The sequence below is a fragment of the Syntrophaceticus schinkii genome (assembly GCF_000946815.1).
Classification (GTDB): domain Bacteria; phylum Bacillota; class DSM-12270; order Thermacetogeniales; family Thermacetogeniaceae; genus Syntrophaceticus; species Syntrophaceticus schinkii.
In genome coordinates, this window is sequence record NZ_CDRZ01000274.1 from 1 (window position 1) to 13,156 (window position 13,156).

Consider the following 13,156-nt stretch of genomic DNA (forward strand, 5'->3'; position numbering starts at 1 on the left):
AGATCGTTAAGCGTACTGAATCTTAATCAAGGACAACTATAATTTAAAAGAATTAGACCCGTGAGAGTATCCAAAGAGGCATTAGGGACTGACTGTCCATCACCGCAATGGTATGGCTGGTTTTCCTATGCTTTCAGAATCGACGAAAGGAGCGAAGCGGAACCTCACGGGCCGACAATGCGGTAAAACCGCAATTGATTTAACCTAAACTCCATTTTTAAAAAACCGAACTACAAGATGATATGGAAGTAAATAGTATCATGAATTAGCCGTGCCACCAACGACCATTAATATTGACAGGTAAAGGGTGATTATGCTAAAGTAGTACAGGATCTTTTTATGGCTGTATTTGGAACTATATACTGTAGATTCGGCAGTAGGAGGTGGCACAGTGCGCGTAGGTGTAATTTTAGCATGTACTGAATGTAAAAACCGCAATTATAATACACAGAAAAATAAGAGAAACAATCCGGAACGCTTAGAGCTTAAAAAATACTGTCCCGTTTGTAAAAAACAGACTGCCCACCGCGAGACCAAATAAGTGGTGGCGTGTCGAAGGATGTGAGCAAGTGGCAAAAAAGGCAGGCGCGGCAAAGCCTAAAAAGGGTGCCAAAGCACGCGCAAAAAAGGCAGCTACAGGAGAAGAGGCTAAACAGGAACAGGAAGAGCGCCTGGCTGAGGCCGCACCTGTTTCAGAAGGAAAATTACGCTCTTTTCTGCGTCTCATAAAAAAGGATGACAAGCCAAAGGATCAGGTACAGGAAGCAGCAAAAAAGCAAAAAGCGAGTAAACCGGCAGGTTGTTAAAAAAGAGAAGCGAGTTGCTCGTAAGGAAGGCAGAGATAAACCCAAGAGGAATTTTTTCCAAAATACGGCTAAATATTTTCAGAGTGTATGGGGAGAGCTAAAAAAGGTATACTGGCCTAGCCGGAGAGAGCTTGTTGCTTATACCATGGTGGTGATCACAGCTGTAGTATTCGTTGCTGCCCTTATCTGGGTAGCTGATATTATTTTAAGCAAGCTGCTTAGCCTCTTGTTGACTCTGAGATTGTGAGCAGGTAGATCTGCATAGAAACATACCGGGGAGGTGGGGGCCGAAAAGGTCCCTTGTCTTAATGGAAAAGAAATGGTACGTAATTCATACTTATTCAGGCTATGAGAATAAGGTAAAAGCAAATTTAGAGAAGCGAGTTGCCTCTATGAACATGGAGGACAAAATATTTGAGGTTCTCGTCCCCATGGAGGATGAAATCGAGATCAAAGACGGGAAAAGGCGGATTACCCAAAGAAAGATTTTTCCTGGCTATGTGCTGGTAGAGATGATCCTAACTGATGATTCCTGGTATGTTGTCCGCAATACACCCGGTGTTACCAGTTTTGTAGGGTCGGGGAGTAAGCCGATCCCGTTGATGTCCGATGAAATTAATAATATTATGTGTAAGATGGGACTGGCTGAGGCGCCTATTAAAATCGACCTGGATATCGGTGAAAGTGTGAGGGTGATTGCAGGCCCCTTTCAGAACTTTATCGGTTCAGTGGAGGAGATTTATCCGGAAAAAAGCAAGCTAAAGGTGCTTGTATCTATGTTTGGGCGAGAAACGCCTGTAGAATTGGAGTTTACGCAAGTAGAGAAATTATAGATAGATAATTAAGCAGAAAGGATGTGTAAGTAATGGCTAAAAAAAAAGGTAGTAGCTGTTGTTAAGCTTCAGATTCCGGCAGGCAAGGCTACCCCGGCACCACCGGTAGGTTCCGCGCTTGGTCCCCACGGTGTCAATATCATGGGCTTTTGTAAAGAATTCAATGAGCGGACAGCTAAAGATGGGGGATTGCTTATACCGGTTGAAATTACCATTTACCAGGACCGAACTTTAAGCTTTATTACTAAAACCCCTCCGGCGTCTGTTCTCTTGAAAAATGCCCTGGGTATAGATGCTGCTTCCGGTGAACCTAACCGCCATAAGGTAGGCAAGGTTTCCAGAGCAAAGGTGCGCGAAATTGCTGAATTGAAAATGAAAGACCTCAATGCTGCGGATATCGAAGGAGCCATGCGCATGGTTGAGGGAACTGCACGCAGCATGGGAATCGAGATTAGTGGTTAGTTAGTGTGGGATGTGGGAAGTGTGAGGTTAGAGGTGGGAATGGATGTCCGACTTCCGGTTTCTGACTTCCGCTTTTTTGGTTGGTCGTTGGTAGTTAGAAAAAGGAAAAAGATTGGCCTGTTGTCTGAGGACAGGTCATAGGAATGGATTACGTATTAGCGGTGACAGTCACCGTGCGGAATAGATAGGTGAAAAGGAACGAAGTTGACGGTGACAGTCACCTGATGGCAGTCACCTGATGTCTGTCACCTGATGTCTGGGTGGATCAGGAGAACCGTCCCCCTGATCCAAAATGAAGTGGGAGGATTAGGAGTCCGCTAGAACCACAAAGGAGGATTTAATAATGGCTAAAAGAGGTAAAAAGTATCAGACTGCTTTGGAAAAGATTGACCGGCATCATTTTTATGAACCTGAGGAGGCGTTGACTCTGGTCAAAGATAACGCCACCGCAAAATTCGATGAGACTGTGGAATTATCTGTGCGTCTGGGGATCGATCCCCGTCATGCTGACCAGCAGGTGAGGGGAGCAGTGGTACTTCCTCACGGAACCGGCAAATCCAGGAAGGTGCTTGTTTTTGCCAAGGGAGATAAGGCTCAGGAAGCTACTGATGCTGGAGCTGATTATGTCGGTGCAGAGGAACTCGTCGAGAAAGTCCAGAAAGGATGGCTGGATTTTGAAGTTGCAGTGGCCACTCCGGATATGATGAGTTTGGTGGGGAGACTGGGAAAATTACTGGGACCCCGCGGTTTGATGCCCAACCCCAAAACGGGTACTGTGACATTTGATATCGAACGGGCTGTCAAGGAAATTAAGGCCGGCAAGATCGAGTATCGCGCCGATAAAACAGGTATTGTACATGCCCCTATCGGCAAGGCATCTTTCCCGCTGGAAAAACTCAAAGAGAATTATGCGACACTGATTGATATCCTGATTAAGGCCAGACCCGCGGCAGTAAAGGGACAGTATCTAAGAAGCATTGTCGTCTCTTCGACTATGGGTCCCGGTGTTAAGATTACACCTCTTAAACCTTTAGGGTAATCGGATATAGAGTTGTCTTGACTTAAAAAGAATCATTTGTTATGCTCTACAAGTAGCCGTAGACAGTAGGTGCCGTAAGGCTTAAATTTTAGCCTACCGAGGTTGTTAGGGAGTTCAAGGATGTTGATCCTGGCCCTCTGCAGTCTGCGGAGGGCCTTATTTTTTTGTAAAGGAGGCGTGAAATGGCCAGTCTTGACGAAAAAAAGAAAGTTGTAGCTGAATTGGAAGAGAAGCTCAAGACATCTAAGGCAGCGGTTTTTGCAGACTATCGGGGCATTAAAGTAGCAGAGGCTACAGACCTGCGGAGTGTCTGCCGTGATGCAGGTGTGGAATTCAAGGTTGTAAAAAACACCTTGACACAGATTGCTGCGGAAAACAGCGGTTTTCCAGAACTTAACCAGTTCCTGGAGGGTCCTACTGCCATCGCTTTTGATTATGAGGATCCCGTCGCACCGGCAAAGACATTGATGGACTTTATAAAAAAGAATCGCAAGCTAGAGATCAAAGGTGGTCTGATTGAAGGCGAGATAGTGGGTTTGTCATCTATTAAAGAACTCGCTGATCTGCCGAGCAGAGATGTTTTGGTCTCTATGGTATTGCGCGGCCTGAACGGGCCCCTTACTGGCCTATCCTGTGTTCTTCAGGGACCGATTAGGAAGCTGGTTTATGCTCTCAAAGCTGTGCAGGATCAAAAAGCAGCCGGTTAATAGGTGGAATAAGAATACTATAAAATGAAAATTAGGGAGGTTTATTGAATGAGTAAAGTTGCAGAGATCATTGAAGCTGTCAAGGGAATGACCGTGCTGGAGCTGGCAGAATTGGTCAAGGCCCTGGAAGATGAGTTTGGTGTTAGTGCTGCAGCACCGGTGGCTGTTGCTGCCGGGCCTGCTGCTGCAGAGGCTCCAGTTGAAGAGGAGAAGACAGAGTTTAACGTTGTGCTCAAGGCTATCGGTGACCAGAAGATCAAGGTTATTAAAGCAGTGCGTGAGATCACCGGGCTTGGGCTCAAGGAAGCCAAGGAAGTTGTGGATACCGCACCAAAACCGGTGAAGGAAAATGTCAGCAAAGAAGAGGCCGAATCAATAAAGGCAAAACTTACCGAAGTAGGGGCGACAGTAGAAATCGAATAGAGTCATTGCTTCAGATTGCAATAAACTGTAATAGATAGGGCCTCTCACCACACTTTTCCTCCATAGATAGGATGCGAATGCGGTGTGAGGTTCTATTTTTGTTGCACCATGACATAATATGTGGTAAACTCCATATAATAAATTAAAATTATAAATGCAAGAAAAACAAAGGGAGCTTTTTCAAGGTATCCTGAAAGAGTTACTTTTGTTTTTTTCTTGACATTAATATAGATATATGATATTCTTTCAAAATGTCTATTGATTTAAAAATGTATGATTATGGAAAGAAGAGCGGTTGAAGCTTTACCATCACCGCTGCCGGTTGTATGGAAAATATTACATGAAACCGAGTAAGGTGAGGGATGGTGTGTACATGATTAATCCGAAACCGGTTCAAGTAGGAGAGAAAGTGCGTTTAAGTTTTGGGCGAATCTCAGAAGTTCTGGAGATGCCCAATATGATCGAGATCCAGAAACAATCTCATGAGTGGTTTCTGAAAGAAGGTCTAAAGGCGACTTTTCATGATGTTTCCCCGATACAGGATTTTACAGGCAATCTGAGTCTGGAATTCCTTGATTATTCCCTGGGGGAACCCAAATATTCGGTCGCTGAGTGCAAGGAAAGGGATGTTACCTTTGCGGCACCCTTGAGGGCGAAGGTGCGTTTAACAAACCGGGAGACCGGTGAAATCAAGGAACAGGAAGTCTTTATGGGAGACTTTCCCTTGATGACCGACAAGGGAACCTTTATTATCAACGGCGCGGAAAGAGTGGTTGTCAGCCAGCTGGTGCGTTCGCCTGGAGTATATTATAATGCGGCAAGTGATGCCTCCGGGAAACGAATTTACAGCGCCACTGTGATTCCCAATAGGGGCGCCTGGATAGAATTTGAGTCAGATTCCCATGACTGCATTCACGTGCGCATCGACCGCACACGTAAACTGCCTGTAACTGTTCTCATTCGTGCTTTGGGATATTCGACAAATGAAGAGATCTTGGAAAACTATGATGATGACGAGTTTCTGAAAATTACCCTGGAGAAGGATAATACCCAATCCCAGGAAGATGCACTGGTGGAGATTTATAAACGCCTGCGTCCCGGGGAACCCCCCACAGTTGAGAGCGCGCGGGCACTCTTGGAAAACCTCTTTTTTGATACTCGCCGCTATGACCTCGGTCAGGTAGGACGCTACAAATTAAACAAAAAGCTTGAGTTGGATGATACTCATGACAGCAGGTGCTTGACCCCGGAGGATCTATTTGCTGTTGTCGGTTATTTTCTAAAGCTGATGAACGGCACAGGGAATGTTGATGACATCGACCATCTGGGGAATAGAAGACTGCGTTCAGTGGGAGAACTGCTGCAGAACCAATTCCGGATCGGTCTGGCGCGCATGGAAAGGGTTGTTCGCGAGCGCATGACCATCCAGGATGTGGATACCATAACCCCCCAGGCCTTGATCAATATTCGCCCTGTTGTGGCATCGATCAAGGAGTTCTTTGGCAGCAGCCAGCTCTCTCAGTTCATGGATCAGACAAACCCACTGGCAGAACTGACCCACAAGAGGCGCTTAAGTGCTCTGGGGCCGGGTGGTTTAAGCAGGGAGCGTGCCGGCTTTGAGGTGCGGGATGTTCACCACTCACACTATGGGAGGATGTGTCCCATCGAGACTCCGGAGGGGCCGAACATCGGTCTTATCGGATCACTCAGCACCTATGCCAGGGTGAACAAATACGGTTTTATCGAAACACCCTACCGAAAGGTAGACAAGGAAAAGGGCGTTGTTACCGATGAAATTGTATACTTGACCGCTGATGAAGAAGACAAATATGTTGTTGCTCAGGCTAACGCTCCTCTTGATGAGGAAGGCCGCTTTATCACACCCCGTGTTGATGTCCGGGATGGAAAAGATATTTTGGCTGTGCCTCCCTCTCAAGTTGATTTTATGGATGTTTCACCTAAACAGGTAGTGAGTGTTGCTGCAGCTCTCATTCCCTTTTTGGAGAATGACGACGCCAACCGTGCTCTGATGGGTGCCAACATGCAGCGCCAGGCTGTGCCCCTTTTGCGCACCGAAGCACCACTGGTGGGTACCGGAATCGAATATCGTGTTGCTCATGACTCAGGTGTTGTGGTGACCTGTGATGAGCCCGGGGTAGTGGAAAGGGTTACAGCGGATGAAATTAAGATCAAGGGTGACACTGGCAGAATAACCACTTACCGTTTGACGAAATTTGCTCGTTCCAACCAGGGCACCTGTATCAACCAGAAACCCATTGTAAAAAAAGGCCAGCGTGTGGAGGAAGACCAGGTAATCGCTGACGGTGCTTGTACTAGCGGAGGTGAACTCGCTCTGGGCAGAAATGTCCTGGTGGCATATATGCCTGGGAGGGTTATAACTATGAGGATGCGATCCTGATCAGTGAGAAGCTGGTGAAGGAAGACTATTTTACATCTATTCATATTGAAGAATATGAGTGTGATGCTCGGGATACCAAGCTGGGCCCTGAGGAAATTACAAGGGATATACCCAATGTTGGTGAAGAAGCATTAAAGGATCTGGATGAGCGGGGGATCATTCGGGTAGGTGCTGAGGTGCGGCCCGGGGATATCCTGGTAGGGAAGGTAACCCCTAAAGGGGAAACCGAGCTTACAGCGGAAGAACGCCTGCTCAGGGCGATCTTTGGAGAAAAGGCCCGGGAGGTGAGAGACACTTCTCTGCGGATTCCACATGGGGAATCCGGGCGGGTTGTTGATGTTAAGGAATTTTCCCGGGAGAATGGGGATGAACTCCCACCGGGTGTCAATAAATTGGTGCGGGTGTATGTAGCCCAAAAAAGAAAGGTGTCTGTAGGGGATAAGATGGCCGGAAGGCATGGGAACAAAGGTGTTATCTCCCGGGTGATGCCGGAGGAGGATATGCCTTTCCTGCCTGACGGTACACCTGTGGAGATTGTTTTAAATCCTTTAGGAGTGCCTTCTCGAATGAACATCGGACAAATTCTGGAGTGCCATTTGGGGCGTGCTGCTTATCAGATGGGAGTTTTGACCGCCTCTCCTGTATATGATGGCGCAGTGGAAGAGGACATTATGGATGCCCTGGAAGAAGCCGGATTCCCCAGAGATGGGAAGACAGTGCTCTACGACGGCCGTACAGGAGAGCCTTATAACAATGAGATCACAGTCGGTTACATCTATATGTTGAAATTGGCTCACTTGGTCGATGATAAAATCCATGCCCGTTCTACAGGGCCCTACTCCTTAGTTACACAGCAGCCTCTGGGCGGAAAGGCACAATTCGGAGGACAGCGTTTCGGTGAAATGGAGGTTTGGGCACTGGAGGCGTACGGAGCGGCTTATACACTGCAGGAGATTCTTACGGTTAAATCCGATGATATAGTTGGCCGCGTGAAAACCTATGAAGCCATTGTCAAGGGGGAGAATGTTCCCGAGCCGGGAGTTCCTGAATCCTTCAAGGTGTTGATCAAGGAATTGCAGAGTCTCTCTTTAGATGTCCGTGTGCTTACAGAAGCCAATGAGGAATTGGAGATCAAAGAGAGTGAAGATGAGGATGATGTGGAGGCAACCGCGAAGGAGCTTGAAATTGATGGGCAAAGTGCAACTGCTTCCAGAGTGATCAAAAGGTCGGCACCCGCCCTTGATGAAGAAGAGGAAGAGGAAGAAGAGGAGGAAGAAGAAGAAGATACTATGGTTGAAGCCATGGAGGAAATAGATGAGCCTGATGATACAGGCGATTCGATAGTCAGCTTCCCTTCCAAGGAGGATGACCAGGAAGATAAAGATGAAGAGATCATTCCCCAGAGGTCCAGGAAATCGCGGCTGGAGGCGAAGGGAAAGATGGAAGCCGCCTCTGTTGTTGATTCGCTGGGCGAGGAAGACGAATAGATTTTCTTGAGGTTCGATGTCTTAGAAAGGAGCGATTGTCTTTGTCTTTGCATGAAGTCACCAACACAAACAATAATAATTTTGAAAGCATCCGCATCGGTCTTGCTTCCCCGGAGAAAATTAGATCATGGTCCAGCGGAGAAGTAAAAAAGCCGGAGACCATCAACTACAGGACACTCAAACCGGAGCGGGACGGGCTGTTTTGTGAAAGAATATTTGGCCCCACCAAAGACTGGGAGTGTCACTGCGGGAAATATAAGCGTGTTCGCTATAAAGGTGTGATCTGTGATCGCTGTGGAGTAGAGGTTACCAGGTCCAAGGTGAGACGGGAGCGATTGGGGCACATCGAGCTGGCGGCACCCGTATCACATATCTGGTATTTCAAGGGAATACCCAGCCGCATGGGTTTAATCCTTGATATGTCCCCCCGCACACTGGAAAAGGTGCTCTATTTCGTATCCTATATAGTTCTTGATGTAGGGGATGTTCCTGACTTGAGCAATAAGCAGCTGCTCACCGAATCCGAATACCGCGAATTAAAGGAGCAGTATGGGACACGCTTCCGTGCAGGGATGGGAGCAGATGCGATCAGGGAACTGCTTGAACAAATAGATATGGATAAATTGAGTGAGGAACTGCGTGTTGAACTGCGGGAGAGCAGGGGGCAGCGCAAGGTGCGGGCGATCCGACGCCTGGAGGTTGTAGAGGCCTTCCGGAAATCCGGGGATCGGCCTGAGTGGATGATCCTGGATGTGATTCCGGTGATACCCCCGGAGCTCCGGCCGATGGTGCAGTTGGACGGTGGCAGGTTTGCCACCTCTGATTTAAATGACCTGTATCGCCGTGTGATCAACCGCAACAACAGGTTGAAGCGTCTGCTTGATCTGGGTGCCCCGGATATCATTGTGCGCAATGAAAAGCGCATGCTTCAGGAGGCTGTGGATGCCCTTATTGACAACGGGAGACGCGGTCGACCAGTGACCGGTCCCGGCAACAGGCCATTGAAATCATTGAGCGATATGCTCAAAGGAAAACAGGGCCGCTTTCGCCAGAACCTGCTGGGCAAGAGGGTGGATTACTCCGGACGGTCGGTTATTGTTGTCGGCCCGGATCTGAAACTACACCAGTGTGGTCTCCCTAAAGAGATGGCTCTTGAGCTGTTCAAGCCCTTTGTGATGAAGTGCCTTGTAGAAAGAGGCTTTTCCCACAATATCAAGAGCGCCAAGCGCATGGTGGAGCGGGCACGTCCCGAGGTCTGGGATGTCTTGGAGGATGTCATTAAACAGCATCCGGTGCTGTTAAACCGTGCACCGACACTGCACAGACTTGGTATCCAGGCATTTGAGCCGATTCTTGTTGAAGGTAGAGCGATCCAGATTCACCCCCTGGTCTGTACAGGTTATAATGCCGACTTTGACGGCGACCAGATGGCAGTGCATGTGCCGCTTTCTACAGAGGCACAGTCTGAGGCGCGCATACTGATGCTTTCAGCGCATAACCTGCTCAACCCCAAGGATGGGCGCCCGGTTGCTTCACCTACCCAGGATATGGTTCTGGGATGCTATTACCTGACCCTGGAAGTGGAGGGTGCCAGGGGTGAGGGTAAGTGTTTCCGTGATATTGATGAGGCACTGTTTGCCTATGAAAGCAATGTGATAGACCTTCATGCAGTGATCAAAGCACGGTATAATGGGAAGTTAATGGAAACCACTGTGGGCAGGCTGATCTTTAACCAGGTGATTCCACCTGAATTAGGCTATTATAATGAAGTAGTGGACAAAAAGATGGTTGCTGAAATTATCAGCGAGTGTTATCGCCTCAAAGGATTCCATGATACTGCCAGGATGCTGGACGGTATTAAGGAGCTTGGGTTCAGGTATGCTACTAAAGCCGGGGTAACAGTCGGGGTGACCGATGTCACCATTCCTCCGGAAAAAGCGGATCTGATCGCCCAGGCTGAATCAGATGTAGAAAAAGTCGAAACAGCAGTATATTCGCGGCCTTATAACAGAAGATGAGCGCTATGAGAGGGTTACCGGTATATGGAAAAAGACTACCGACCAGGTAACGGACTCCCTGCTTCTTCACCTGGATCATATGAATCCCATCTACATGATGGCGATTTCCGGTGCACGGGGCAGCATCCAGCAGATCAGGCAGTTGGCCGGGATGCGCGGGCTGATGGCCGACCCCTCAGGAGAGATCATCGACCTTCCCATCAGGTCAAACTTCCGGGAGGGCCTCACTGTTTTGGAGTATTTTATCTCCACCCATGGAGCGAGGAAGGGGTTAGCTGACACAGCTCTCAGAACCGCTGACTCAGGTTATCTCACCAGAAGACTGGTGGATGTCGCCCAGGATGTCATTGTTCGGGAGGAAGATTGTGGCACAACAGAGGGTTTTGTGGTAGAAGCCATCAAGGATGGGGAGGATGAGATCGAATCCTTGAAAGAAAGGATTGTCGGCAGAACCGCCCTTGAAGATATCATCCATCCGGAAACAGGAGAGGTGCTTGTTAAGGAAAACAGTGAAATCACTGAAGATGACGCCGAGAGGGTTAAGGCCGCAGGGATAGAAAAAATGAAGATCCGCATCCGCTCAGTGCTCACCTGCAAGACACGCTACGGCGTTTGCCGCAAGTGTTACGGTAGAAATATGGCTACAGGAAAGCCGGTAGAGATCGGTGAGGCAGTGGGTATCATGGCAGCCCAGTCCATTGGCGAGCCCGGGACCCAGCTCACCATGCGTACCTTCCATACCGGAGGGGTGGCCGGGGAAGATATCACCCAGGGTCTGCCGCGTGTTGAGGAGCTCTTTGAGGCACGTAAACCCAAGGGCCAGGCCACCATTGCTGAGTGCAATGGTGTAGTCAAACTCCAGGAAGTAAAAGGCAAGCGGGAGATCGAACTTCTGGGGGAGGAAGGGGAAAAACACACATACCAGATCCCCTTTGGCTCAAGGCTACAGGTACAAGATGGGGATTATGTGGAGGCTGGTCAGGAACTCACAGAAGGGTCGATCAACCCTCATGAACTTTTACAAGTAAAGGGTGCGGAGGCTGTTCAGGACTACCTGCTGCGTGAGGTACAGCGAGTTTATCGCATGCAGGGTGTTGATATCAATGATAAGCATATTGAAGTGGTGATCCGACAGATCCTGCGCAAAGTGAAGGTTGAGGATTCAGGGGATACAGAACTGCTTCCGGGGGGATTGATCGATTTCTTCGAATTAGAGGACGAAAATGCCAGAGTTATAGAGCAAGGGCTGGAACCGGCTACAGCAAAACCCGTAATCTTAGGGATCACCAAAGCCTCACTGGCTACAGATTCCTTCCTTTCGGCCGCCTCGTTCCAGGAGACCACAAGGGTGCTTACAGAGGCAGCTATCAAAGGGAAGTCAGATCCTTTGTTGGGTTTAAAGGAAAATGTGATTATCGGGAAGCTCATTCCGGCTGGGACGGGGATGTCCCGTTACCGCAATGTCAAAGTTCACAGTAAACAGGAACAAGCGATAGAGGAGGAACCAGTGGATGGTGAGGCCCAGGAGGATATAGAGAAGGGTGAGGAACAATCTGTTGCTAAAGTAGATACAGCAGACGCGCAGGTGCATCACCTCAATTAACAGGAGGCAGTTCTTTTTCTGTTGCAAATCAACTTAACAGTTGACAGGGTTCTGCTCCAGGTGTTAAAATCAACACTGTGGTTTTTTCACCAACTGCCTCAACTGCTCCATTTTCACTGTTATCTTAAGGAGGGCGAGGGAGAGGAATGCGAAGGCTGAGCAAAACATGCGGTAAAACTGTAGGCGCCAAACAGACTCATAAACTTATAGAGAATGGGCAGGCGCAGGTAGTTTACATAGCAAAAGATGCCGAAGAGCGTGTTACATCACCTTTGCTGCGTATTTGCGAGGAAAAGGGTCTCGAAGTAGTTTATGTGGATTCGATGAAGGAATTGGGGAAAGCTTGCGGCATCAAGGTTGGAGCAGCAACAGCTGCGATTCTGAAATAAACAATTTGCCACGAAAGATGCCCCGGCCCCCATAGTTGATGGTAACCAGGGAAAAGGAGGTGCTAAATTGCCAACACTGAACCAGATGATTCGCAAGAGGCGTAAGGTATCAACGAAAAAATCAGATGCCCCGGCTTTGAAGAATTCTCCTCAAAAGCGAGGCGTTTGTACAAGGGTTTATACGACAACTCCTAAAAAGCCTAACTCTGCACTGCGGAAAGTAGCCAGGGTACGCCTGACCAACGGGATGGAGGTTACAGCCTACATACCTGGGATCGGGCATAACCTACAGGAACACTCGGTCGTCCTTGTGCGGGGTGGCCGTGTAAAAGACCTTCCGGGTGTGCGTTATCACATTGTCAGGGGATCTTTGGATGCTGCAGGTGTCCAGGGGAGAAGCCGTGGGCGTTCTAAATATGGTGTAAAGAGACCAAAAACTGCTAAAGCCTAAGAGCTTGGAAGGGAGGTTGACACACAAGTGCCACGCCGTGCTAATATTGGCAAACTAGGGTTGCTGCCGGACCCTGTTTACGGCAGTCAGGTTTTTACCAGACTGGTAAACCAGATCATGTGGGACGGCAAGAAAAGCCGTGCCGAAGAGATCTGTTATGGGGCCTTCGATATAATCGAGGAAAAGACAAAAAAAGACCCCATGGAAGTATTCGAACAAGCCTTAAAAAACATTATGCCGGTACTGGAAGTCAAAGCAAGACGAGTGGGGGGTGCCAACTACCAGGTACCTATTGAGGTGCGTCCTGACCGCCGCTTGACACTCGGTATCAGATGGATGGTGAATTATGCCAGGGCAAGATCCGGTAAGAGTATGCAGGAGAAGCTTGCCGCGGAGATTATGGATGCCGCCAATAACACTGGGGCAACAGTGAAAAGGAAAGAAGACACTCATAAGATGGCAGAAGCCAATAAGGCTTTCGCACACTACCGCTGGTAGTCATAAAAAATATTTTACCGG

At 48.5% G+C, this 13,156-nt stretch carries 11 protein-coding genes, 3 pseudogenes and 1 other annotated feature; all 14 genes and pseudogenes read left to right on the forward strand.

Annotated elements, in window-relative coordinates; all coding sequences use genetic code 11:
- Positions 1–391: 391 nt before the first annotated feature.
- The 14 genes and pseudogenes from rpmG to rpsG all read left to right on the forward strand — a co-directional run bounded on the left by rpmG (position 392) and on the right by rpsG (position 13,135).
- Positions 392–541, forward strand: coding sequence for a 50S ribosomal protein L33 (gene rpmG / locus SSCH_RS13545; protein ID WP_044665936.1), 150 nt, complete (start codon positions 392–394; stop codon positions 539–541).
- A 28-nt stretch (positions 542–569) separates the two neighbouring features.
- Positions 570–806, forward strand: coding sequence for a hypothetical protein (locus SSCH_RS13550; RefSeq protein WP_044665937.1), 237 nt, complete (start codon positions 570–572; stop codon positions 804–806).
- Positions 736–1,053: a preprotein translocase subunit SecE gene (gene secE / locus SSCH_RS17765; RefSeq protein ID WP_084711201.1), complete on the forward strand. Its 318-nt coding sequence runs from the start codon at positions 736–738 to the stop codon at positions 1,051–1,053. Before SSCH_RS13550 ends, secE begins: the two co-directional genes overlap by 71 nt.
- Before the next feature lie 61 nt (positions 1,054–1,114).
- Positions 1,115–1,639 carry a transcription termination/antitermination protein NusG gene (gene nusG / locus SSCH_RS13555; protein WP_044665938.1) on the forward strand — a complete coding sequence of 175 codons (525 nt, stop codon included), beginning with the start codon at positions 1,115–1,117 and terminating at the stop codon, positions 1,637–1,639.
- Between the two features lie 36 nt (positions 1,640–1,675).
- Positions 1,676–2,101 (forward strand): annotated as a pseudogene (gene rplK / locus SSCH_RS13560) (50S ribosomal protein L11); the annotation flags it as partial.
- Between the two features lie 343 nt (positions 2,102–2,444).
- The gene (rplA, locus tag SSCH_RS13565) at positions 2,445–3,140 is read left to right on the forward strand and encodes a 50S ribosomal protein L1 (protein WP_044665940.1); all 696 of its coding nucleotides are present in this window, start codon (positions 2,445–2,447) and stop codon (positions 3,138–3,140) included.
- Positions 3,141–3,178: 38 nt separating this feature from the next.
- Positions 3,179–3,311, forward strand: a sequence feature (ribosomal protein L10 leader region).
- Between the two features lie 11 nt (positions 3,312–3,322).
- Positions 3,323–3,847 carry a 50S ribosomal protein L10 gene (rplJ, locus tag SSCH_RS13570; protein WP_044665941.1) on the forward strand — a complete coding sequence of 175 codons (525 nt, stop codon included), beginning with the start codon at positions 3,323–3,325 and terminating at the stop codon, positions 3,845–3,847.
- Between the two features lie 48 nt (positions 3,848–3,895).
- Positions 3,896–4,270, forward strand: coding sequence for a 50S ribosomal protein L7/L12 (rplL, locus tag SSCH_RS13575; RefSeq protein WP_044665942.1), 375 nt, complete (start codon positions 3,896–3,898; stop codon positions 4,268–4,270).
- Positions 4,271–4,727: 457 nt separating this feature from the next.
- Positions 4,728–7,507 (forward strand): annotated as a pseudogene (rpoB, locus tag SSCH_RS13580) (DNA-directed RNA polymerase subunit beta); the annotation flags it as partial.
- Between the two features lie 84 nt (positions 7,508–7,591).
- On the forward strand, positions 7,592–8,176 hold the full coding sequence (locus SSCH_RS20485) for a DNA-directed RNA polymerase subunit beta (protein WP_232294489.1): 585 nt from the start codon (positions 7,592–7,594) through the stop codon (positions 8,174–8,176).
- A gap of 47 nt (positions 8,177–8,223) precedes the next feature.
- Positions 8,224–11,797 (forward strand): annotated as a pseudogene (gene rpoC, locus SSCH_RS22560) (DNA-directed RNA polymerase subunit beta').
- Between the two features lie 146 nt (positions 11,798–11,943).
- Positions 11,944–12,186 (forward strand): ribosomal L7Ae/L30e/S12e/Gadd45 family protein, encoded by a 243-nt coding sequence (locus SSCH_RS13590; protein ID WP_044665943.1) that lies wholly within the window; start codon positions 11,944–11,946, stop codon positions 12,184–12,186.
- A gap of 67 nt (positions 12,187–12,253) precedes the next feature.
- The gene (gene rpsL, locus SSCH_RS13595) at positions 12,254–12,637 is read left to right on the forward strand and encodes a 30S ribosomal protein S12 (RefSeq protein WP_044665944.1); all 384 of its coding nucleotides are present in this window, start codon (positions 12,254–12,256) and stop codon (positions 12,635–12,637) included.
- A 27-nt stretch (positions 12,638–12,664) separates the two neighbouring features.
- Positions 12,665–13,135 carry a 30S ribosomal protein S7 gene (rpsG, locus tag SSCH_RS13600; RefSeq protein ID WP_044665945.1) on the forward strand — a complete coding sequence of 157 codons (471 nt, stop codon included), beginning with the start codon at positions 12,665–12,667 and terminating at the stop codon, positions 13,133–13,135.
- Positions 13,136–13,156: the final 21 nt, after the last annotated feature.